Genomic DNA, 23,350 nt, shown 5'->3' with positions numbered 1-23,350 from the left:
TCGTCCATTGCATCCAATCCTCTCAAAAGAGTTTCTCCTGCAGCGATGCCATCGTTTCAGGTGAAACTACGATAATCCCGTCTCTGTCCGCCAGCAGAAAATCACCATTTTTAAATGTCACACCGCCAAACACGAGTTCGATATCACGTTCGCCCGGATTGTTTTCAAAACTTTTACGCGGACATGTACCGAGTGCCCAGAGTCCGACGGGTATCGTCGTCGTCACATGGATATCCCGAACGTAACCGTTGACGAGAATGCCTGCCCAGCCGTTATGCTGCGCCAGTTTCATCAGATTCTCGCCTACAACCGCCTCATAGGCCCCATCCACATCAACGACGATAAAACGGTCGTGCCCCTCCTCTTTCAGCAGAGCGATCAGTTCGGAATTGTTCTTTTGCAGTTTGAGTGTCTGGATAGGCCCGTAACAGCTCGTCGTTCCGCCGTACGATTTGTAACCAGGATCGAGTACCTGTACTTTTTCCCTGCATTCGTCACAGATATCCGCTGTAAAAAACTTCATTTTTTGCCTTTTTTTAAAAAATTATACTTAAAAACATCTGCGTTTGGATAAAATACCCTTTATATTTTCAAGCGAAGAAGAATCAGGATGAAAGTTGTAACCGGAGTGGTTGGCAACGACATTCATGTCGTCGCCAACCGTCTGATCGAAATATCTCTCAAAGAGCGCGGGTTTACCGTCTTCAATCTCGGCGTCAATACCTATCTCGAAGAGTTTCTCGACGCCATTGTCGAAACCGATGCCGATGTCCTGCTCATCTCCTCGCTCAACGGCGAAGCGGAGGGATGGTGCCGTGATCTGCAGATTCTGAAAAAGCAGTATACCTTCCGAAAAGATGTCGTTTTTATGATCGGCGGCAATCTCGGTGTCGGGGAGATGGACCCCGACGCACTCGTCCCGAAATTCAAAAACTACGGATTCGATCTCGTTTTCCATCAGGTCGATCTCAATGTCGGCCTCGACACGCTGGAAAACTATCTGAAGGCGCACGCATGAGTCTGCTTCAACGCGAACGCGAAATCATCACCCAAAATGAGTATGTCGACCATTTCGATTTCGAAGAGATCGAAGCGTTCGTCAAAAGTGCCAGCAAAGAGCTTTTCATCTCCCACCGGTTCAAAACCAGCGACGCCATGCAGGTGCAGCCGCGGGGAGGATTCCCTACCTACGAAAAGGTCTTTCGGCTCTACGAGGAGTTCAAGGAGGCCGGCGTCGACGTGCTGCCGCTGACGATCGACTCCAACACCCGTCTCAACGACTACGCCACCGCCAAAAAGATGCTCGCACTCTCCGAAGAGAACGATGTCGACATGCTCAATGGCTACCCGCTCATCAACCACGGCTACCGCACAACACGCAAGATGATCACCCATTTCGACACGCCCGTCAGCCTCCGCCACGGCACACCCGATGCCAGACTGCTGGTGGAGATGGCGCTGGCGTCGGGCATTTTCGAGATCGAGGGAGGGCCCATCACCTACCTGCTCCCCTACTCCAAAAACTTCCCGCTCGACAAAGCGTTTCTCTACTGGAAATATGTGGAGAAGGTATGCGCTCTCTACTCCACATTCAACGAACCGATCAACCGGGAATCGTTCGGCCCACTCAGCGCCACGCTGCAGCCGCCGGCGATCGTCATCGTCATCCAGCTCGTCGAAATGCTGCTCTCTCTCGAAGAGGGGGTCAAATCGTTCTCGGTCAGCTTCTCCCAGACCGGCTCGATGATCCAGGATGTCGTCACGGCCAACGTCATCAAAAAGCTGGCTCGTCATTATGCCGACATGTTCGGTCACCACGACGCCGATATCCATCTTGTCTACCATCAGTGGATGGGTGCGTTTCCCTACAACAAGGAGTACTCCGACGCGCTCATCACCGCATCCACCGTCATCGCCGCGATGGTCGGTGCCGACAAGATCATTACCAAGACACGCAACGAAGCCTTCGGCATCCCGACCAAAGAGGCGAACGCCCGGGCCGTCGCCAGTGTCAAATACACCCTCGGCATGCTCAAAGGCCTTCCCGCTGTCAGCGACGAGGAGGAGGAAGAGAACCTCACCAGCATGGTCAACGAGATCATGGAAGCGGTTTTGAACGACGGCGCCGACACCCTCTGGCGCAAAGTCTTCAACGCGATCAAAAAGGGGCATATCGACATTCCGTTCTCCCCCCATGTCATCAACGCCAACGAGGTGATCACGATCCGCGACCCGCAGGAGAACATCCGCATCCTCGAACGGGGAAAACTGCCGATCTCCGACAGAAGTTTCGCCTTCGAACGGTCGAAAATCCGCCTCAATGAGGGAGAACGGGTCGTCGACAAGATCATCAAAGATATAGGGATCATGCAATGAGTGCCCCAAACAGAAAACTCCTCTTCGATATCGGAAGCACCTACTTCAAAATGGCGGAAAACGGTACGATACGCCACTATTTTCGCGACTTCAACCGCCCTATTTTCGATGACCTGATGGAAAAATGCGGCGACACCATCGCAAAATACAGACCCGAAGAGATTCAGATATGCAGCTCGGCCAACGGCGGGCTAAGCACGCTCATCATCGGCCTCAGCAACTCCTTCAGCCTCAAGTATGCCATCAACATCGCGTTCAACTCGGGGATCAACATTATCGACACGGTGCTCTATCACGATATCGACACTGCCAAGCCACCCGTGGAAATGATCGACGTGGTCATTGTCGTCGGAGGCATCGACGGGGTCGGGAGAATCTTCGACGATAGACTTTTCGACTTTCTGCAGGACTGCGCCTACCAGAACATCGTCTATGTCGGCAGTGCGGATGAACGCGGATATTTGAGTGAAAAGCTCGAAAAGCTCGTTGTGCTCGACAATATCATCACCGACAAACTGAAGATCAACGAAGGAGCGCTCAAAACCTATCTGACCGATCTCTATCAGGCCGACATCATGGGGAAGGAGGACATCAAACATCTCTATGAGATCACGGCGAATCAAATCTACTCCACTCCCTATATCGTCAACCGGGCGCTTTCCCATATCAGCGACCGGCTCGATGTAGCAGACCCTTTCATCGTCATCGATATCGGCGGCGCGACGACCGACATCCACTACAGCAGCGACCTGGTCAACGACAATATCGTCGGAGAGGGAGGATACGACCGCCTCGTCTTCAAAAAACTGGGTGTCTACAAATCACGTGAAAGCCTGATCCATACAGCCAGACAGAACGAATTCGTCTACGAACTGCTCAACTATCTCAACGTGACCGAGAACATTCTCGAAGAGGAGAGCGAAGCCGCGACGAAAGTATTGATGCAGCTTGCGATATTCCTGGTTCTCTATAAAGTCTCCAGGCATCACAGTGACTATGTCGAACTGAAGCTCGAAAATCTCAACAGCATCGTACTCACAGGCGGCATCACGAAAGTGCTGAATCAGGAAGAGAGCGAAACGATCATACGCTTCTTTTACAAAAAACTGCTCCATTTCCATCAGATACCGGGCATCGTCCTCGATAAGAACTATGAAATTTGGACATACGGTATGCAGGAATTTACCAACGAAGAGGCCACAAAGGAGTTATCATGACTGTCAACACCATCCGCGAACTGCTTGAAAACGCCGCACACGGCAATCCGGAAAAACTCGCCATCACATTGGACGGCGACCGCTATACCTATGCCGGACTCTTCGAACGGGTCAATCAGGTCGCCCACTACCTGACAACACTGAATCTACCCAAAGGGAGCCGGATCGGAATCTACTCCAACAAGAGCTGCGATCAGGTAATCGCCATCCTGGCGATCATGTCGACCGAACACATCTTCGTACCGATCACCCGACTGCTCAAACCGGAACAGGTCAAACACATCATCGAAGACTGCGGTATTACCTGCATCATCACCGACACCAAAAAGATCGAAACCGTCAAAGCAACCGGTTTTTCCGGCAAAATCATCTCCTACACGCCGACAGAAGAGAGTGATGTTTCGTTCGAGGAGATCTACAAGTGCTACACAGGCAAACATGCGTGCGACATCAAAGGCCATGACAACGCCGCCATCACGTATACATTCAGTTCTACGGGAAACCCCAAAGGCATCGTCATCAACCATCGCGCCCTCTTCGACGGCGCGGCAATCGTCGCAAAATATCTCGACATTCGCAGCGATGACGTCATCAGCGGCATCCTCTCGTTCAATCTCGACTATGGGCTGAATCAGATCTATACGGCACTCTTCAAACAGGCAACGCTTGCAATTCACAAATTCGTCCTGCCGTCCGATTTCTTCACCCATCTCATCAACGATGGCGTCACGGTGCTGCCGCTAATGCCAATCCACATTACGCAGATGTTCGACGAAGATCCCCACCGTATCCCGAAACCCGAGCACTTCAACAAACTTCGTACCATCACGTCATCGGGAGGCAACATCACGCCGCTGATGATCAAGAACATCACGACCCATTTCCCCGACGCAAAGTTCTATTCGATGCACGGCCTGAGCGAAGCGTTCCGCTCCGCCTACCTTGACCCGGCACAGATCCACATCCGCCCCAATTCGATCGGCAAAGCGGTTCCGGATGTGGAGCTCTACATCATCAACGAAGAGGGTGAAGCCTGCAAACCGCGCGAAGTCGGCGAACTGATTCATCGGGGGGCCTGTATCTACAAGGGATACTGGAACGCACCCGAAGAGACCAGAAAACGATTCAAAAGCATTCAGATTCTGGACAAAGTACTCAAACCCGAGGGTAATCTGACCGATGAAATCGTCGTAGCCAGCGGCGATTATGTCTACGCCGATGAAGAGGGATACATCTATTTCGTCTGCCGCAAGGATGACATGATCAAAACCCAGGGCTACCGTGTCAGTCCCTACGAGATCGAAAGCGTCGTCTATGAAAATATTCCGGAAATTACCGAGTGCATCGTCTTCTCCATACCCAACGAGGAGATCGAAGAGGAGATCGTAATGGTGTACGGCGGAAAAAGAGAACTTCCCAAAAACGAGATACTTTTCGAGTTGAAAAAGCACCTTCCCAACTACATGCTTCCGGCCCAGATCGTCTACAATCCGAATATGCCGCGCAAATCGCTTCACAGCAAACAGATCGACAAAGAGGCGTTGAGAAAAGAGTTTGTTTAGTCGATAGTCACAGGTCGATGGTCGATAGAACCTAATACCTGTAATTTTCGACTACCGTTGAAACGCTCCCCCGCACTTCGAGCAATACCAGTTCGGCGCATCGACGCTGCGTGCATTGCCGCCGATCCTGATCTCCCCGGCACGCTCTTTTTCCAGAAGCTCTTCACTTATCTCGATACTGTAGACGACGGGGACGATGTGTCTGTTGGTACGGCAGGTTTTGCAGCGCGGACGGAAAGGTTTCCGCCGCGTCTGCTTTCGTGAAGGGATCTCGAAAGGATCGTGCATATGGCCTATTTGAGGATACAGCGGGCGTTGAGCGGGTGTACGGGTCGGTTGTTGGGTTCACCCATGACCCGTGCGAACTGCTCCACCTGTTTTTTTGTGACCGTCATCGGCTCTTTGAGTACAAACCAGCGTACACCCTCCGAACAGGGAGGCGTCGTCAAAGATCCGTTAAAACGGTAGTAGTCTCTCTTTTTCGGGAAAAGTTTTCTGATCTCTTCGGCAGAAATGGAGATATCTCTGCGGTCTCCGGCACGCTCGGGCATCACGTTCCAGAAACGCTCCAGCACGCTGTTCTTCTTTCCGTACTCGAACATCAGAGCGACAACGGCAATGTTGCCATCTTCGTCGACATGCACAAAGTGGGCCTCCATGGGAAAAGATTTGCCGTCGATTGTGTTTTCGCTGGGAGTATGGAAGTGGAACTGCTTCAATTCGAATCTGATTCCGTCGACCATGATATAGCTGCCGGGTTTGATATTCACCTGAACGGAGTGGCCATTGTTGATTTCGTTACGAGATCCGGCATGGTAGCTGAAGACGATCGAAGGAAGATCGGTCTCGTAGGCTTTGTCGGTACGCAGATCGATGGGTGACTGATTTTTCCCGATCTTACAGAGAACAAAATCTTCTGAAAGATCACCCCAGTGCGCAGGTGCACCCTCTCCACTGTATCCCCAGTGGATACCATGGCCTCCAGCCAGAGCGAACGATGCGGCCATACCGGCACCCAACATAAACGACATTACTTTTTTCATGAGATCTACCTTTGACGATGAAATATAATAATTTATTCTACACTACATCGATACGGATTTCGTTGTGATACGAAATTCAAGAGATTTTTTTACAAAAGTGATCCCAGAGTGTTTCCAAAAAACACATTTTGTATATTGAGATTGAATGAGTAGAGATTGTCAAACGGTTGATGAAAGAAGAAGGCACGGCTGTAAGCCGGGTTATGTCGAGGATGCTTATTTATCTACACACTATGTTGCCATCGTGTTCGAGCGAAGAGCAGAATTGTGAAGCTTATACCAAGCTCTTCTTGCTGCGGGTTGGGTTTACATAGCCGCCCAGGTTGCCCAGGGCGCTGGTGGGCTCTTACCCCACCGTTTCACCCTTACCCGCCCATATTTCCAAGAAACATCACATGGAAGAGCTTCGGAGCACTTCCAGTGTAACCCGCACTTGAAATATGGGCGGGCGGTTTGCTTTCTGTTGCACTGTCCCTCACCTTGCGGTGGCCGTCCGTTAGACGGAACCCTGCTTCACTGCAGCCCGGACTTTCCTCATGACTGGTGTCATGCAAGCATCCGCCGTGCCTTGTATGTGTATTTTAGCAAAATTTAAGGTAAAAAGAAAGGATCTGAGAGAACGATGCCGAGGCAAAAGCCCCGAACATCTGCTAGAAGGAAGGATCAGTTATTTTAACGGGGTTCGATACCCATTTTTTCCATCGCTTCAAGCGCATATTTTTTACCCAGTTCATACGCTTTAATGTTCGCTTCGTGAACCTTTTTGGGTACTTTACTAAGCATCGTTTCAATCAGTGTCTCTTCCGGAATCGCATTCATGAAGGTGTTGGCGATTGCCAACGCGACGACACTTTGGGTAATCACGTTTCCAACCTCTTCTTTCGCAATCGTAATGATCGGTATCTCGACGATTTTCCATTTTTTTCGATCTTCATCCGTCGGATAGACCAGATTTGGATCGACAACAATGATACCGCCTTCGGCAACACCATCTTTAAAAAGCTGGTAACTTTTGTCTGCAACAGAAAGCATAAAATCGATCTGTCCGTCGATCGCATACGGATAGAATATCTCCTTGTCGTCAAGCTGAATATCAACGACAGTCGGGCCGCCACGAACCTGGGAGGTATAGGTTGCAGTTTTAACACCGTAGCCACCCATCTTGATTTTGGCCGCCGCAAAAATCTCTCCGGCAAGGAGGACACCCTGTCCACCTACACCGGTAAAGCGCATTACAATTCTGCTCATGAACAACCCCTTATATGACTTTTTTGAAATCGGCCGGCGTGAATTTTTCGCGCTTACCCTGATAAACCTCTTTGAGCTTGCCGTACATATCACAGTACTCCGGCGCTTCTTTATCCTGTTTCAGAATACCGGTCGGAAGTATGTTGATTTTCTCCTCTTCCGGAAGTGCATCATACTTCTTCTTTGACATTGTGATACTGTCGATCCAGTCGAGGTTATCCATGGCAGATGCCATCTTGTTCTTTCGACCAAGGTTGATATGACAGTTGGAGAGAATCTCGACATAGGAGAAACCTTTGTGCTGAAGAGCAGATGTGATGACTTTCTCCACTTTTTTCGGCTCGGAAACTTTTTCACGCGCAACAAAAGAGGCCCCTGCCGCTTCAGCCAGTTTGCAACCATCGAATGTCGGATCGATGTTGCCCTGCTTCATCGTAACCGACCAGAAACCTCGCGGTGTCGTCGGAGATGTTTGGGAATTGGTCAGACCGTAGATGAAGTTGTTGATGACGATCAACGTAATGTCGATATTCCGGCGGCATCCGTGAATCGTGTGGTTACCGCCGATCGCCAGCGCATCTCCGTCACCTGCGACACAGATGACATGTTTGTCCGGATTCGCCAGCTTGATACCTGTCGCATAGGCAACAGTCCGTCCATGCGTCGTGTGAACCGTATTGAAGTCGACATACGAGCTGAAACGTCCGGAACAGCCGATTCCAGAGACGACACAGACATCGTCTTTACTGAGTCCCAGTTTGTCAACTGCACGGATGAACGATTTGAGAATTACACCATCGCCACAACCCCAGCACCAGAGTGTGGGCATCTTTTCCAGTCGTAAATATTCATCATAATTAAATGCCATATCAGAAAACCTCCTTCACTTTGTCAATGATATCCTGCGGCGAGAACGGTCGTCCGTTCGTTTTGGTCAATTTCTGGATATCCTTGCGCCCCATTGCGCGCTGAATCTCTTCGAGATACTGTCCCTGGTTCAGTTCGACAGAAAGTACTTTGTCGAACTTCTGCCCCAGCTCGTAGAGACGTTTCTCGGGGCTTGGCCATACCGTGATCGGTCGGAACATACCCGCTTTGATCCCTTCGTCGCGAAGTCTCAGGATCGCTTCCTTGATCGCCAGCGACGCGGATCCGTAACCGATCAACAGGATATCGGCATCGTCGAGCATGTACTCTTCGTTGCTCTCCAGTTCATCTGTGTGTTCATCGACTTTGCGGAAAAGACGGTCGATCAGCTTGCGGCATGTTTCGATCTCTTCGGTCGGGAATCCCATCGCATCATGGTGCAGACCCGTGAAGTGGTAGCGATACCCTTTGAACATCGGGTTCAGTACCGCCGGCTCGTCCTGTGCGACGCCGTAGGGTTTGTACTCTTCCGCCGGGCCGTCGAACGTTTTGCGAAGTTTGATGCCCGCCTGTACCTCTTCGAGATCGGGAAGGATCGCTTTACCATGCATATGGCCTATCGTTTCGTCCAGAAGTACGATGACCGGCTGCATGAAACGGTCGGCCAGGTTGAATGCACGGACCGTTTCGGTATAACACTCCTGAAGATTGCCCGCACAGACAGTGATCGATTTGTAGTCACCGTGCGAAGGGTTTTTCGCCTGCGCGATATCACCCTGGGAAACACGGGTCGGAAGACCGGTGGAAGGACCGCCGCGCATAACGTTGACGACAACCAGCGGAACTTCCGCCATCTGAGCCAGACCGAGGTTTTCCGCCTTCAGTGAAATACCGGGACCAGACGTCGCCGTCATGGATCGGACACCGCTCATTGACGCGCCGATAGCCGCACAGATACCTGCGATCTCATCTTCCATCTGAATGGACGCTCCGCCTACTTTCGGAAGCAGATCGGAGATGGTGTGCATGACCTCACTCGACGGCGTAATCGGATATCCCCCGAAAAACATACATCCCGCATCGACCGCAGCCTTCGCTGCCAGGTCGTTACCACTGGAAATTACTTCTCTTGCCATTCTAACTCCTTATGCGCTCAGCGTCATATATTTGTTGTTCTTGATCGCTTCAGCCCGCTCTTTCGCCGCATCGGTCAATTTGGCGAACTTGTACTCTTTTCTGTCTGCGACGAAAATTGCGAAATCGGGACAGCTCAGTTCACACTCGTTGCATCCTATGCAGAGTTCCGGTGCCTCTACGGTAATCATTTCGCCCAGAACCGAATGGGGCTCGTAGCGCATTGCCAAAACGCCCGCAGGACATACCGCCACACAGATGTCACACGCCTTACAGCGACTCTCGTCGGTCCAGACCGGTGTGTTTTCCGGTGCTTTCATCAGACTCATTGCTTCTCCTTCGTTGGATTGAATTTTCCTACGGCGCACGAGACGAAGCTCTTACCCTTCATCACTGCTCCTTCGATGCCCGACAGTTCATCGTTGATTAGAGGATAACCCAGCTTCCTTAAGGTCGCTATTAAAAGCTCCTCCTGCGATGAATCCGTCAGATCCACTGTTACCTTTCGTGGCATGACACTCAGATCGATTTCTACGCTGTTACCAAAGTGCTCAGAGAGCGCCTTTTTGATCGTACTGGCACACCCTTCGCACCGGATATTGGCCACATCGTAGGTTTTGAGCATCCTTACTTTCCCATTACCTCTTTGACCGCTTTGCCGATGTCAGCCGGAGATACGACGACTTTGACGCCAGCCGCTTCGAGGGCCGCCATCTTTTCGGCTGCCGTTCCGCTTCCGCCGGAGATGATCGCACCGGCATGTCCCATACGCTTGCCTTTCGGAGCCGTCTGACCGGCGATGAAGGCAACGACCGGCTTGCTGATGTTCTCTTTGATATACGCTGCTGCCTGAATTTCGAGGTCCCCGCCGATCTCACCGATCATAACGATCGCTTCGGTCTCCGGATCCGCTTCGAACATCGGAAGAAGCTGCTTGTAGCTCAGCCCGATGATCGGGTCTCCCCCGATACCGACAGCCGTCGTGATGCCGAGACCCTCTTTGACGACCTGATTGGAGGCTTCGTACGTCAGCGTACCCGATTTGGAGATGAGTCCGACCGGCCCTTTCTTGAAGATGAAGCCCGGCATGATACCGATTTTGCACTCTTCGGCGGTAATGATACCCGGACAGTTCGGTCCGATCGTGTTCATCCCCTTTTTCGTCGCATAGGCTTTGGCGTACATCATGTCCTTGACCGGTGCGCCTTCGGTGATGATGACGGCCAGTTCGATTCCCGCGTCCGCCGCTTCCATCACGGCATCCGCTACGAAGGCCGGCGGAACGAAGATCATCGAAACGGTTGCACCTGTCGCCTCGACAGCCTCTTTGACCGTATTGAATACCGGCTGTCCCAGATGCTCCTGTCCACCTTTGCCCGGTGTCACACCGCCAACGATTTTCGTACCGTACTCAATGCACTGAGAAGCATGGAAGGTACCCTCTTTACCGGTAAATCCCTGAACGATAACTTTTGTATCTTTATTGACCAAAATACTCATACTTCTCTCCTTTTACTTCGCAGCTTCAACCGCTTTTTTTGCACCATCGGCAAGGTCAGTCGCAGAAATGATATTCTTGATACCGGCATTTTTCAAAATCTCCGCAGCTTCGTCCGCGTTGGTTCCGTCAAGACGTACGATAACCGGCACGTTGACATCGGTGATTTTCGTCGCTTCGAGAATACCGTTTGCGACACGGTCACAACGGACGATACCGCCGAAGATGTTGACAAAAATCGCCTTGACGTTCGGATCTTTCAGAATAATTTCAAATCCTTTTGCCACCGTTTCGGGATTCGCTCCGCCACCCACGTCGAGGAAGTTGGCCGGCTCGCCTCCTTCATGCTTGATAATATCCATCGTCGCCATCGCCAGACCGGCGCCATTGACCATACATCCGACATTGCCATCGAGTTTGATATAACTCAGGCCATGCTCTTTCGCTTCGACTTCCGTCGGTTCCTCTTCCGAGAGGTCACGCATTTCAACGATATCGGGATGCCGTCCGAGAGCACTGTCGTCGAAGCCCATTTTTGCATCGAGTGCGAGAAATTTTCCGTCACCTGTCTTGATGAGCGGATTGATCTCGATCATCTCCGCATCTTTGTCCATATAGACCTTGTAGAGTGCCTGGGCAAATTTGATGAACGGCCCGACTTCTTCCTTGGCCAGTCCCAGACCAAAGGCGAGTTGACGTCCATGGAAACCCTGGAATCCGATAGCCGGATCGATATGCACCTTGACGATTTTCTCAGGTGTCTCTTCCGCCACTTTCTCGATCTCCATACCGCCCTCGGTGGATGCCATCATAACCGGCATCTCGAGTGCACGGTCGAGAAGCATACCCAGATAGTACTCTTTTTGAATGTCCGCACCCTCTTCGATATAGACTTTGTGTACCACTTTGCCTTCCGGTCCTGTTTGATGCGTCACCAGCGTCATACCGAGAATTTTATTGGCCCACTCCCGCACTTCATCAAGAGATTTTGCGAGTTTGACTCCGCCGCCGAGACCACGGCCGCCCGCATGAATCTGCGCTTTGACAACCCAGATGCTGCCTCCGAGGTTTCGCGCGGCATCCACTGCCTCTTCGACAGTGAAGGCTACCTGGCCACGCGGGACAGGAACGCCATATTGACGGAAGATCTCTTTCGCCTGATATTCATGTATATTCATGGACTATCCTTTGTTTTAGATTTTAGTCTTTCACTTCGTACTGTCTGCGACCCTCTTCATAGAGGTCGTTGCCATACGCGTCGTTAATGACTGTGACGGGAAAATTTTCCACCTTGAGCATACGAACCGCTTCGGGACCAAGCTCTTCGTAGGCAATCACTTTCGCCTCCTTGATCAGCTTGCCAAGCAGTGCACCCGCACCCCCTGTCGCTCCGAAGTAGACCGCTTTGTACTCTTTGCAAGCATCTTTGACAGCCTGATTGCGTTTTCCTTTTCCGATCATCCCTTTCAAACCATATTTGATGAGTGTCGGCGAGTAACTGTCCATACGATAGCTTGTCGTAGGCCCTGCGCTTCCAATCGGTTCGCCCGGCTTCGGAGGAGTCGGACCGACAAAATAGATAACCGCGCCCTGCAGCGGGAAGGGAAGCTCTTCCTTGCTCTCGATCAGATCGACAAGACGTTTGTGTGCCGCATCACGCGCGGTAAAAATCGTACCGGATAGATAGACGATATCGCCCGCTTTCAGATTCATAATATCTTCATCGGTCAGCGGTGTGGTAAGGTAATGTACTTGACTCATGGCAAATCCTTAAAGCGTTATGTGATTGTGTCGACTGCTGTGGCACTGAACGTTGACACTAACTGGAAGACTGGCAATGTGACAGGGGTTCTTTTCGACATGAACCGCCAGTACCGTCTCCGTTCCGCCCATACCCATGGCACCGATACCGAGTTTGTTGAGTTCGAAAAGAAGCTCTTTTTCAAATTCTGCGACCGCCGGATCGGGATTCGGTTTTCCCGCTTCACGGAAAAGGGCATATTTGCTGGAAACGGCAGCCTTTTCGAATGTACCACCGATACCGACACCGACGATGATCGGAGGGCATGGATTTGGCCCGGCTTCGGAGATAACCTCTTTGACAAAGTCGATGACACCCTGTGGCCCCTGTGCAGGCGCCAGAACACGGGCGCGGCTGACATTCTCGCTTCCGCCCCCTTTGGCAGCGTACTCGATCTCTATTTTGTCACCCTCGACAATATCGTAATGAATGACCGCAGGCAGGTTGTAGCCGATAACATCTTTGAGATTGGCACGGGTGAAACAGTCGCAGGTCGATGCTCTCAGATATCCTTCGACATACCCCTCTTCCGTTCCTTTGTTGATCGCATCCGTCAGCGTACCACCGGTTACATGAACATCCTGTCCCATTTTGACGAAATAGACGGCCAATCCGGTGTCCTGACAGAGAGGCCGCTTCTCTGTACGGGCGATCTCTGCGTTTTCGAGCAGTTGTTCAAGCACCTTTTTGGCAACGGGGCTCTTCTCTTTCTCATGGGCCTCTTTCAGCTTTCTGAGTGCATCCTCCGGCAGATTCGTCGCCGTATGGATGACCATGTTTTTGACCGCTTTGACGATATCTTCGTAAGCAATTTCTCTCATCATTTTTCTCCAAAAAAGTTGTGTTTTTCGAGGGTATCGATCAATTGTCTGACCGACTCGACCGATTTTTTGAACATCTTCCGTTCACACGCATTGAGTGAAATATTGATGATCTCTTCGGCACCGTCGGCACCAATACTGACCGGCACGCCGCTCACTACATCACTGTAGCCGTACTCTCCGTCAAGATAGACGGCACAGGGGTAGATCTGCTTGGTGTCTTTCAGTATCGCTTCGACCATAATGACCGCCGATTTGCCCGGCGCGTAGTAGGCGGAGCCGGTTTTAAGGTAGTTGACGATCTCCGCACCACCATGCTTGGTGCGTTCGACGATCTCGTCGATCTCCTCGTCTGTCAGCAGATCGTTCAGGGGGACACCGGCAACCGTCGAGTAACGCGGCAGCGGCACCATGTCGTCTCCGTGACCTCCCATGACCGAGGCGCGGATCTGACCGGCACCGTAACCCAGTTTCTCCTGAATGAAATAGGCCATTCTCGAACTGTCGAGAATACCCGCCATCCCGAGAATCCGATGACGCTCAAAACCACTCTCCTTCAAAGCCACGTAGGTCATGGCATCAAGAGGGTTGGAAACCATGATAATGATGGCATTGGGAGAGTAGGTTTTGATGTCACGCACGACTTCCCGTGTGATGCGTGCGTTGGTCAGAAGGAGATCGTCACGACTCATCCCGGGAAGACGCGGGCTTCCTGCCGTCACAACAACCACATCACAATCGACGAGCTGATTCGGCTCTTCCGCGACTGACACGATGGTATGGCTTCGTGCGGCTGCGGCCGCTTGACTCATATCAAGCGCTTTCCCTTTTGCAATGTCAACTTTATTATCCCGCAGAATGATTTCATGGCAAGAGCCATTCATGGCTAGAATAAACGCAGCTGTTGAACCGACATTTCCGGCTCCTACAATACCAACTCGTTTTCCTTTTCCCACTGGCAATCCTTTTATTTCAATTATTTTAGCCTGCCTGACTATGGGAGACTAGTGATAGTATATAGGGCAAGTATAGAACAAATGACAAGATAAACGAATAAAACTTCAATTCATCAAAGTTTTACTCACATATCTTGAACCGCACCCGAAGGTGCGGTGTGATTATGCGATGGAATCGACGATTTTATTGAGTGTTTCGCTCGGGCGCATCGCCACTTCGGCTTTGGCATCATCCGGATGGTAGTAACCGCCGATATCCTGCTCTTTGCCTTCGATGGCAAGCATTTCGTCCAGAATCTGGCGCTCACTCTCTTCCAGCGCTTTCGCGATCGTGCCAAACGTTTCGGCGAGCTCTTTGTCGCTGCTTTCAGCCAGTGCTTCCGCCCAGTATTTCGCGAGGAAGAAGTGGCTCGCTTTGTTGTCCGGTTCGCAACATTTTCGGCTGGGTGCGTTATCGTTGTCGAGATAGGCTTCGTTGGCTTTGTCGAGGGCTTTGGCCATCTCCATGATCTTGTCGTCGCCTTTTTTCTGTGCGATCATGCGCAGAGATTCGGCGAGTGCCAGGAACTCGCCCAGGCTGTCCCATCGGAGGTGTCCCTCTTTGAGGAACTGCTCGACATGCTTCGGAGCGGAACCGCCGGCACCTGTTTCGAACAGTCCACCACCTGCGAGCAAAGGAACGATCGACATCATTTTTGCAGAAGTTCCAAGCTCCAGAATCGGGAAAAGGTCTGTCAGATAGTCACGCAGAACGTTTCCTGTTACACTGATTGTATTGAGGCCGGCACGTGTGCGCTTCAGTGTGTATTTCATTGCCAATTCCGGTGCCATGATGTGATACTCAACCGGCTCTTTTTCAAGATACTGCGGCAGTTCCTCGACAATACGCTTGATCAGGTTCGCATCGTGGGCGCGGTTGCTGTCGAGCCAGAAGACGATCGGATCACCGGTCAGTTTGGCACGCTCGTGGGCCAGTCGGATCCAATCTTTGACCGCGATCTCTTTGACACGGTAGAGTCGCCAGATATCGCCTTTTTTGACACTGTGTTTCATCAAAACATTGCCGTTTCCGTCTTTGACTTCGACAGTGCCGTCTTCTGCGATTTTGAATGTGGTCGGGTGTGATCCGTACTCTTCCGCTTTCTTGGCCATCAGACCGACATTGCTGACGTGGCCCATCGTCGTGACATCGAATTGTCCATTGATTTTACAATCTTCGAGAATTTCTTTGTACATACGTGCATAGGTTCGGTCAGGTATGACTGCCACAGTCTCCTGCAGTTCACCATCTTTGTTCCACATCTTGCCGCCTTCGCGGATGACCGGAGGCATGGAAGCATCGATAATGATGTCGTTGGATGCGTGAAGGTTTGTAATGCCTTTGTCACTGTCGACCATTGCAATGTTCGGACGTCGTTTGTACGTCTCGAAAATCTCCAGTTCGATCTCGCCGCGCTTCTCATCCGGCAGTTTCTGGAGTTTTTGGTAGAGGTCGCCAAGACCCAGATCGGGATTGACACCGATCTCTTCGAACTCTTTGGCATATTTGTCGAAAACCTCTTTATAGAACACTTTGACCGCATGACCGAACATGATCGGGTCGGAGACTTTCATCATCGTCGCTTTAAGGTGGATCGACCAGAGAAGATCCTTCTCTTTCGCATCTTCGACCGTCTGTGCGAGGAACTCGTCGAGATCCGCCGCTCCGAGGAAGCTTGAAGAGATCTGCTCGCCATCTTCGATATCGTTCAGGGTTTTCAGAACTTTGCCGTTCAGTTCGATTGTAACGGTGCCGCCCTTCTCCATGATAACGGACTGCTCGTTGGCATAGAAGTCATTTTTTTCCATATGAGCGACATACGCCTTGCAGTTCGGATCGAACGGCTTGAGGCGATGCGGATGCTTCTGGGCAAATTTTTTGACAGCGTCTGCCGCACGGCGATCAGAGTTGCCTTCACGCAGTACCGGGTTGACGGCGGAACCGAGGCATGTGGCATAACGCGCCTGAATCTCTTTTTCCGCATCCGTTTGCGGATCTTCCGGATAATCCGGCAGGTCGTATCCCTGTGCCTGAAGCTCGGCGATACACTCTTTGAGCTGCGGGATGGAAGCTGAAATGTTGGGGAGTTTGATGATGTTCGCTTCCGGCTTCTTTACCAGTTCGCCGAGTTTCGCCAGCTCATCCTCGATACGCTGGTCCTCTTTCAGCGCATCCGGAAATGTCGCGATAACGCGTCCGGCCAGGGAGATGTCTTTCTGTACGACATCTACACCAGCTTTTTTCGCAAAATTTTTAACGATCGGATAGAGTGAGTAGGTTGCGAGGGCCGGAGCCTCGTCGATTTTTGTCCAAACGATGGTCGGATTGGATGCCATGATTTCTCCTTCTTTCTGTTGGGTTTATAACCTTTATAGTAGCAATCAAACTTTTAGTAAGTCATAAATAGCACCCAATCGAAAAAATAAGCGATACCGATGTTTCATTTATTCACACTTTTGATGTTTCTCAGATGCGTTTTGTAACGCTTGGTAAAAATGTGTTTGCCATCCTTGCCTTTGACGAAATAGAGATACTCCACATTTGCCGGTTTGATCGCCGCTTTGATCGCCTCGATCGAGACACTTCCTACAGGCCAGGGGGGCAGACCCGAAAATTTATAGGTATTGAAGTGCGTCGTATCGCGTTCTATTCGCCGTTTGGTCACTTTCGTGTGGGAAAACCTCCCATAATTGAGCGCACCATCCATTTGCAGTGGCATTCTCTTTTTCAGTCGATTGTAGATAACGGCGGACACGATGGGCATCTCCTCTTCATCGGCCGCCTCTTTTTGAATGATGGATGCAATCGTTACATATCGAAACCAGTTTTTCTGATTATAAATCCCGAAAAATTTTTTCGACAGCTCCTTGTGCCGCTGCATCGATCGTTTCACCAGATAATAGACCAGATGCTCCTCCGTAATGCCGATCGGAATATAATAGGTATCGGGCCAGATGACACCATCGGGACAGGGGGCAAAACGTTCGTATGCACTATCCAGTTTTTTTCGATCGAGCTCCAGCTTTTTACTGACCAAATCGAAAAAAATATCCCGCGTCTCGCCGGGTATCAGTGTCACCTGGGTCATCGCGGCCTTGGCATGCGTCAACCGATACAGAAAATCCGCTTTTGTAAGTTTGGTTGTACCGATGTCAATCCACCCCTGCTGGGGATAACCGAAAAACCTCAGGAGATACCGATCCAATCCGTTCACATCGATTCCGTTTCGGTTCAAATATGATATAATCGTAGCCCCTGTACCGGAGGGCAAAAAGAGTACCCGATTGCTTTTCACCGGCTGAACAAGATAATATGTAAGTGATACGATGATAATAACAACAGCCAAGATACTCCATTCGACACTTCTTAAAATCATTTTTGCTGTTTCATTGGCTTTCATAATTCTGGCTGTCATCCTTGCGAAGGGTCTATCGATTCCCGAAATCGATCTCCCTGGTTTGAAAATAAAAGAATTTTACATCAAACTGGATAAAAAACTGATCATCGAGATCGACAGGGTGGAAATCGGCAAAAAGAAAAAGAGCGGCAGCGCACTTCAGGAACTCGACAATATCGGCAATCTTCTCCGCTTCATCCCCCATTTTTTCGAAAAAATCCAGATCAACGACATTGTAACAGGTGAAGAGACGGCCCATCTTCTCTTCTTCGACGATGTTTTCTATGCCGAGACGGACAAACTCGAACTGGCAACGCGGATTTTCTTCGATCCGGAAAAAAAAATACTTTTCGCCAAAATCGAAACACTCTACATTCTCAAACCCGATCTGACACTCAAAGGGCGTTTCGCCTACGATGTCAAAAATCATGTCTGGAAAGGCGAAGGGCGATACAGCGGCTTGAACCTCAACGGTCTCTTTTCGGTCTGGCATAAAAAAGATCTTATCGGCTTCAACATCAATTCAGAACCGACCGATTCGATCAAACCTCTCGTGGACTATCTCGACCCGCCTCCGGATATCAAAGTATGGATCTACCCAAAAATTCCTGCAAAACGCTATATTCTTCACGATTTAAAGGGTGAAATCACCTTGAAACAGGATGGAAAAATCGTTTTCGATCCTGAGAAAGTCACAGGGTTTGCCACAGCGTATGATGCCGATATCCATTTCCATCCCGACGTACCTCCCGTTCACACCAGACAAATCGATATACGTTATCGTCACGATATATTGGGATTCAAACTCTACAATCCTCTCTATCGGAAGAAAAAACTGGATGGCAGTTACGTTCGTATACGCAATCTGCTGGGCAGAGGCGGAAAGACGGAGCTCGATGCCCATATTGTCGTCAAAGACCGATTTGATGATTCGATACGTAACATACTCGGGGCTTACAACATACCGATCCCGTTCGTACAGACAAAAGGAACGATGGATGCCGTTGTCGATTTCACCGTAGCACTCGCAGACGGTTCCATCGTCTCCTACAAGGGAGATTACAAATCGGAATCGGCAGAGCTTCTTTTCGACAATGTTATTCCGATACCTGTCGAAAATCTGCATGTCATTTCGGACAACAATCTTGTGACGATCAAACCTTGCCGAATCCGTTTCGATCCATACTTGAAAGCGGCATTGAAAGGCACCATCGATCTCGATAAAAAAGATGCGGATTTCTATGCGACCATCGACAAATTCAAATTTCCGACAGGAAGACTTCCTCTGCTGAGTATTCAACAGGATACCCTTCATGTCAAGATGGATTTCAAAAAACATATTCTTTTCAACATCCCCTCTCTCGATGCGTCTCTACAGTACAGGCCCGGTGGAGAGATGCAGATCGCTCTGCATGACTTAAGTCGTCTCAAACACTATTTCGAAGGTCCGCTCAAGCCGATCGAAGAGGGAGTTCTGAATATTATCCATCGTCCTGAGCATACCGATGTGAAAGGAGAGATCGATTACAAAAACGATATCTTGCTGCAAGAGGGGAAACCTTTGGAGCATTTCACGATCGAAGCGACCCTGTTGCCCGAAAAGATCGATGTGGCTCTCAACGATACGATCCGCATCCATAAAAAAGGGAAACTTACGACGATCCATTATGCAAACACCGACATCAATGTGATCAAACTTCGCGAACTGCTCAGGCCCTATTTGAAGGACCAGCATGCAGCAGAGAAAAGTAGAAGCGAGGCCAATCTGATTCACATCTATGGAAAAACGAGTACAATCCATACGCAATACGCCTATCTGCCGTGTGATGCGCTGCAGTTAAAAATCACTACATCCCATCCTTTTTCGGCGCTATTCGAATCCAAACATGGATCGGGAACGATCCGAGGAATCTTCTACGACGACAATATGAAAATTGTCGGCAGAGACCTCTCCGACAAAGTTGCCCATGGCATTCCCCCGCTCGACAACCTTTACGGAGGTTATTTCGACTTCGATACTGCCGGCAAAATCGACGATTTCAACGGTACGATGATCGCCAGGGATACAATGTGGGCAAAAAGTGCCGTCTACAACAATGTTCTTGCCGCGCTGAACTCCATTCCGGCCATTCTGATGCTGAAAAACCCCGGATTCAGCAACAAAGGTTTCAAGATCAAAAAAGCGGTTGTCCAATACCATTACAAAGCACCGATCTTCACCTTTGAAAATATCAATATCCACGGGAAGAGTGCCAACATCTTCGGAAAAGGGAAAATCGATTTCGAGAAAGAACATATCGATATCAAGATGCGCATCCAGTTTCTCGAAACCATCAGTGCAACGATGCACAAAATACCCGTTGCAGGATATATCCTTTTTGGAGACAACGGAAAGATTTCCATCGGATTGTCGGTCGAAGGCCGCCTTGACGATCCAAAAGTCCATACGACAGCAGCCAAAGATATCGTAACGGCACCGATCAACATCATGAAACGGACCTTTACATTTCCGTTTCATCTTTTCAAATGAGAGACAAATGCGAACGGATATTACGTCAACGAAAAGAATGCGTGCGGCAGAAGTTCCGATATCGAATGGACAGAGATTTCATCGTTTGATCGATAAACATAGATTTTCGCTTCATTGAGAGAGAGTTCCGCGATAATCTGTCGACACGCACCGCATGGGAACGCTTCGATGTACTTGCCCTCCGAGTTTTTTGCCAGAATATGGACTTCAGCGACGTCGCCGGGTTTCGCACCTTCGGAGACGGCATGAAAGATCGCGTTCCTTTCGGCACACATCGTCGTCGGATAGGCGACCGATTCGACATTGACACCTTGAAACAGACTGCCCTCTTTCGTCACCATGACCGATGCGACACGAAATCCGCTGTAGGGAGCATAGGCATTTTTCAGAAGAGCATCGAGTTCGTCGAATCGGTTCATAAAACTTTCTCGTAGGTATTGGAATCCTCTGAAACCCTTTTGAAACCCATCCGCTTTAGATAGTGTGCATATGCATCGTCTTTGGCATGGGCAAAAATTTTTCTGATTCCACGTTGCTTGAAAAGTTCGGGATGTTTGACGAAAAAGTATTCGCCGAGTTTGTAATCCCTGTATCGCGGGAAGACGAAGTCGATCTTGATGTCGAGAATATCACCGATACGGTCGCCGACCATAATACCGGCCACCTCATTGTCCCGCAGCTGGTAGAGAGCTTTCTGGCACTGTTTCAATGCGCTAATCGGAACAATTCTTTCGATCTCCGCTTTATAGATTTCAAGAAAATGGTTGAACAGTTCGGAATCCATATCGGCTGCGACAACCGTGAATTTTTCTTTGGCTGTATAGAAAAGATAGAGATAGTAGATATTGATGCCGACGATTCCAAGATTTAGAAAAGCGACCGGTATCGAGTGAATAAGCAGTCCGTAAATCGTAAACATCGAAGCACCGACCAGATTGATCCAGCGCAGTTTTACGATAGACGCCATCATTAGTGAAATCAGGACGACAACCGAGGCCAGGTACCCGAACCACTCTACCCAGTCGAATGTCATGACTCTGTATCCTCTCTCGTTATTTTCTTGAAAACCATCGGTTTCTTCTCGGGAACTCTCTTGCCCACACAGATCGCTTCACGCAACGCTTTCTGCGCCTCTTCGAATTGCATTTCGTTTCGTACATGCACAATCGCCAAGGGGCGCGCCTCATCCGTCCTCTCTCCCAGTGCGACAAAGTCACTGAAACCGACAGCGTAATCGATGGCATCGGTCGGTTTGCGGCGTCCGCCTCCCATCGCCACAACCGCCATGCCGATCGCCCGGGTATCCATCGATTCGACGACACCCGATTGTTCGGCGTAGATCGGCCGGACAATCGGTGCTTCTTCCAGGTAGTCATCATATTTTTCGAGGAAGTCAGCCGGTCCGCCGAGTGCCGCGACCATCCGGGCGAAGCGATCGGCCGCGTTCCCGCTGTCAAGTGCCTGTTGCAGTTTATCACGTGCCTCTTCCTCTGTCGATACCAGATCACCCAGCAGCAGCATCTCTCCACAAAGAGCCATCGTCACATCGTGAAGACGTGGATTGCGATATTCCCCTGTCAGATATTTCACCGCTTCACGTACTTCCACGGCATTCCCCGCACTGCTTGCGAGTACCTGGTCCATATTGGTAATCAGCGCCGTCGTCCTGCATCCCGCACCATTGGCAACCGTCACGATACTTTTGGCGAGCTCTTCGGAGAGTTCGTAGGTGGGCATGAAAGCGCCACTTCCTGCTTTCACATCCATGACAAGTGCTTCCAACCCTGCCGCCAGTTTTTTCGAAAGAATCGACGCAGTAATCAAAGGGATCGATTCAACCGTGGCAGTCACGTCACGGATGGAGTAGAATCGTTTGTCCGCCGGTGCCAGGTTGCCTGTCTGGCCGATGATTGCGACACCGATCTCTTTCACGGTTTTTCGAAACAATGTGTTGTCCGGTGCGGTGTTGTAGCCCGGAATTGCATCGAATTTATCGAGCGTTCCACCCGTATGGCCAAGACCGCGTCCGGAAATCATCGGCACATAGCCGCCGCATGCTGCGACCATGGGTCCGAGCATGAGCGAAACCACATCGCCAACACCGCCAGTCGAGTGTTTGTCGAGCACGGGACCGTCCAGTTCCAGACTTTTCCACTCCAGCACATCGCCACTGTCTCGCATCGCTTCGGTCAGGGCGATACGCTCATCCATCGTCATCCCCTGAAAATAGACAGCCATCGCGAATGCGGCGATCTGCCCTTCGGAGACCGATCCGTCTGTAATACCCCGGACGAAAAATGTTATCTCTTCCCTGCTTAATATTTTTCCGTCACGCTTTTTTCGAATGATCTCCTGCGGTAGAAGCATCGGGGCTCCTTTCATCAAAAATTGTATTTCAACGTATAGATTATGCCATTTAGATAGTTATAGTTACCCAGTTTATGCCAGGAGTAGCGATACTGGATACCCCCCGTGACATGTTTGGTGACATGCCACCAGGCTGCCAACGCTCCCTGGACACCCCATGAAGACCGGTCACCAAACTCCTGCCTGGAACCATCGTCATTCAAGTAGGTAGATTCATCTCTCTTCCATTCGAATTCATGCCAGTTTGAGATTGAAAACTTCTGATCAAATGCCCGAAAATCATAATTGAATACCCATCCGCCCATGTACCCATTCCACAGGCTGTCATGGAAGGTATCATGCATGTAATGGACTCCGACGAAAGGTCTCGCAAAAAAGTTTTCACTCATATATTTGTACGCCAAACCCACGACCAGATTGTTTACAAGAAAACTGTCGCCGTACAGATAATAGTCTTGAATATGGATCTGCACATTTTTCATCACTCCCTCGG

At 50.2% G+C, this 23,350-nt stretch carries 24 protein-coding genes and 1 other RNA gene; 5 read left to right on the top strand and 20 right to left on the bottom strand.

Going from position 1 to position 23,350, the window contains the following annotated elements:
• Window positions 1-22 precede the first annotated feature (22 nt).
• Entirely contained in the window at window positions 23-523 is a 501-nt protein-coding gene (rraA, locus tag Q1K24_RS02625; RefSeq protein WP_300365530.1) for a ribonuclease E activity regulator RraA, read from the bottom strand.
• 87 nt (window positions 524-610) lie between these two features.
• On the opposite strand from rraA, the gene glmS reads away from it, so the two are divergent.
• From glmS to Q1K24_RS02605, 4 genes are read left to right on the top strand one after another with little or no spacing between them, the layout of a single operon-like run.
• Window positions 611-1,018: a methylaspartate mutase subunit S gene (gene glmS / locus Q1K24_RS02620; RefSeq protein WP_300365527.1), complete on the top strand. Its 408-nt coding sequence runs from the start codon at window positions 611-613 to the stop codon at window positions 1,016-1,018.
• Window positions 1,015-2,376 carry a methylaspartate mutase gene (locus Q1K24_RS02615; RefSeq protein WP_300365524.1) on the top strand — a complete coding sequence of 454 codons (1,362 nt, stop codon included), beginning with the start codon at window positions 1,015-1,017 and terminating at the stop codon, window positions 2,374-2,376. Before glmS ends, Q1K24_RS02615 begins: the two co-directional genes overlap by 4 nt.
• Complete coding sequence (locus Q1K24_RS02610; RefSeq protein ID WP_300365521.1) at window positions 2,373-3,593, top strand: glutamate mutase L; 1,221 nt, start codon at window positions 2,373-2,375, stop codon at window positions 3,591-3,593. The genes Q1K24_RS02615 and Q1K24_RS02610 overlap by 4 nt, the downstream gene beginning before the upstream one ends.
• Window positions 3,590-5,155, top strand: coding sequence for an AMP-binding protein (locus Q1K24_RS02605; RefSeq protein WP_300365518.1), 1,566 nt, complete (start codon window positions 3,590-3,592; stop codon window positions 5,153-5,155). The genes Q1K24_RS02610 and Q1K24_RS02605 overlap by 4 nt, the downstream gene beginning before the upstream one ends.
• Before the next feature lie 51 nt (window positions 5,156-5,206).
• On the opposite strand, the gene Q1K24_RS02600 is transcribed toward Q1K24_RS02605, so the two are convergent.
• The 15 genes from Q1K24_RS02600 to mltG form a co-directional block, all read right to left on the bottom strand.
• Window positions 5,207-5,443 (bottom strand): hypothetical protein, encoded by a 237-nt coding sequence (locus Q1K24_RS02600; protein ID WP_300365515.1) that lies wholly within the window; start codon window positions 5,441-5,443, stop codon window positions 5,207-5,209.
• Window positions 5,444-5,448: 5 nt separating this feature from the next.
• Window positions 5,449-6,198, bottom strand: a complete 750-nt coding sequence (locus Q1K24_RS02595; protein WP_300365512.1) for a carbonic anhydrase — start codon at window positions 6,196-6,198, stop codon at window positions 5,449-5,451.
• Between the two features lie 176 nt (window positions 6,199-6,374).
• Window positions 6,375-6,768: RNase P RNA component class A (rnpB, locus tag Q1K24_RS02590), an RNA gene on the bottom strand.
• A gap of 102 nt (window positions 6,769-6,870) precedes the next feature.
• Complete coding sequence (locus Q1K24_RS02585) at window positions 6,871-7,446, bottom strand: 2-oxoacid:acceptor oxidoreductase family protein (protein ID WP_300365509.1); 576 nt, start codon at window positions 7,444-7,446, stop codon at window positions 6,871-6,873.
• A 10-nt stretch (window positions 7,447-7,456) separates the two neighbouring features.
• Window positions 7,457-8,314 carry a 2-oxoglutarate ferredoxin oxidoreductase subunit beta gene (locus Q1K24_RS02580; RefSeq protein ID WP_300365506.1) on the bottom strand — a complete coding sequence of 286 codons (858 nt, stop codon included), beginning with the start codon at window positions 8,312-8,314 and terminating at the stop codon, window positions 7,457-7,459.
• A gap of 1 nt (window position 8,315) precedes the next feature.
• Window positions 8,316-9,449: a 2-oxoglutarate synthase subunit alpha gene (locus tag Q1K24_RS02575; RefSeq protein WP_300365503.1), complete on the bottom strand. Its 1,134-nt coding sequence runs from the start codon at window positions 9,447-9,449 to the stop codon at window positions 8,316-8,318.
• 9 nt (window positions 9,450-9,458) lie between these two features.
• Window positions 9,459-9,776: a 4Fe-4S dicluster domain-containing protein gene (locus tag Q1K24_RS02570; RefSeq protein ID WP_300365500.1), complete on the bottom strand. Its 318-nt coding sequence runs from the start codon at window positions 9,774-9,776 to the stop codon at window positions 9,459-9,461.
• Complete coding sequence (locus Q1K24_RS02565; RefSeq protein WP_300365497.1) at window positions 9,773-10,072, bottom strand: heavy metal-associated domain-containing protein; 300 nt, start codon at window positions 10,070-10,072, stop codon at window positions 9,773-9,775. The genes Q1K24_RS02570 and Q1K24_RS02565 overlap by 4 nt, the downstream gene beginning before the upstream one ends.
• Window positions 10,073-10,074: 2 nt before the next feature.
• Window positions 10,075-10,947 carry a succinate--CoA ligase subunit alpha gene (gene sucD / locus Q1K24_RS02560; RefSeq protein WP_300365495.1) on the bottom strand — a complete coding sequence of 291 codons (873 nt, stop codon included), beginning with the start codon at window positions 10,945-10,947 and terminating at the stop codon, window positions 10,075-10,077.
• Between the two features lie 12 nt (window positions 10,948-10,959).
• On the bottom strand, window positions 10,960-12,123 hold the full coding sequence (gene sucC / locus Q1K24_RS02555; RefSeq protein ID WP_300365492.1) for an ADP-forming succinate--CoA ligase subunit beta: 1,164 nt from the start codon (window positions 12,121-12,123) through the stop codon (window positions 10,960-10,962).
• A 22-nt stretch (window positions 12,124-12,145) separates the two neighbouring features.
• On the bottom strand, window positions 12,146-12,706 hold the full coding sequence (locus Q1K24_RS02550; RefSeq protein ID WP_300365489.1) for a Fe-S-containing hydro-lyase: 561 nt from the start codon (window positions 12,704-12,706) through the stop codon (window positions 12,146-12,148).
• 9 nt (window positions 12,707-12,715) lie between these two features.
• Entirely contained in the window at window positions 12,716-13,567 is an 852-nt protein-coding gene (locus Q1K24_RS02545) for a fumarate hydratase (protein WP_300365570.1), read from the bottom strand.
• Entirely contained in the window at window positions 13,567-14,523 is a 957-nt protein-coding gene (gene mdh, locus Q1K24_RS02540) for a malate dehydrogenase (RefSeq protein WP_300365486.1), read from the bottom strand. Before mdh ends, Q1K24_RS02545 begins: the two co-directional genes overlap by 1 nt.
• 162 nt (window positions 14,524-14,685) lie before the next feature.
• Window positions 14,686-16,899, bottom strand: coding sequence for an NADP-dependent isocitrate dehydrogenase (locus Q1K24_RS02535; protein ID WP_300365484.1), 2,214 nt, complete (start codon window positions 16,897-16,899; stop codon window positions 14,686-14,688).
• Window positions 16,900-17,003: 104 nt separating this feature from the next.
• Window positions 17,004-17,939 (bottom strand): endolytic transglycosylase MltG, encoded by a 936-nt coding sequence (gene mltG / locus Q1K24_RS02530; protein WP_300365481.1) that lies wholly within the window; start codon window positions 17,937-17,939, stop codon window positions 17,004-17,006.
• Here mltG and Q1K24_RS02525 point away from each other — a divergent pair.
• Entirely contained in the window at window positions 17,890-20,490 is a 2,601-nt protein-coding gene (locus Q1K24_RS02525) for an AsmA-like C-terminal domain-containing protein (protein WP_300365478.1), read from the top strand. The genes mltG and Q1K24_RS02525 overlap by 50 nt on opposite strands.
• A gap of 20 nt (window positions 20,491-20,510) precedes the next feature.
• On the opposite strand, the gene cdd is transcribed toward Q1K24_RS02525, so the two are convergent.
• The 4 genes from cdd to Q1K24_RS02505 form a co-directional block, all read right to left on the bottom strand.
• Window positions 20,511-20,909 carry a cytidine deaminase gene (gene cdd / locus Q1K24_RS02520; protein ID WP_300365475.1) on the bottom strand — a complete coding sequence of 133 codons (399 nt, stop codon included), beginning with the start codon at window positions 20,907-20,909 and terminating at the stop codon, window positions 20,511-20,513.
• Window positions 20,906-21,523 (bottom strand): hypothetical protein, encoded by a 618-nt coding sequence (locus Q1K24_RS02515; protein ID WP_300365472.1) that lies wholly within the window; start codon window positions 21,521-21,523, stop codon window positions 20,906-20,908. Before Q1K24_RS02515 ends, cdd begins: the two co-directional genes overlap by 4 nt.
• A complete protein-coding gene (gene deoA / locus Q1K24_RS02510) occupies window positions 21,520-22,857 on the bottom strand; it encodes a thymidine phosphorylase (RefSeq protein WP_300365470.1) in 1,338 nt (445 codons plus the stop codon). Before deoA ends, Q1K24_RS02515 begins: the two co-directional genes overlap by 4 nt.
• Before the next feature lie 14 nt (window positions 22,858-22,871).
• Window positions 22,872-23,350, bottom strand: a 479-nt coding sequence (locus tag Q1K24_RS02505) for an outer membrane protein OmpK (RefSeq protein ID WP_300365467.1), incomplete at its 5' end; no start/stop codon positions are given.

Origin of the sequence: Hydrogenimonas sp., assembly GCF_029932565.1 — a bacterium.
Lineage (GTDB): Bacteria > Campylobacterota > Campylobacteria > Campylobacterales > Hydrogenimonadaceae > Hydrogenimonas.
Note: the sequence above shows the minus strand (reverse complement) of the source record. Positions and strands in the feature narration are given on the sequence as shown.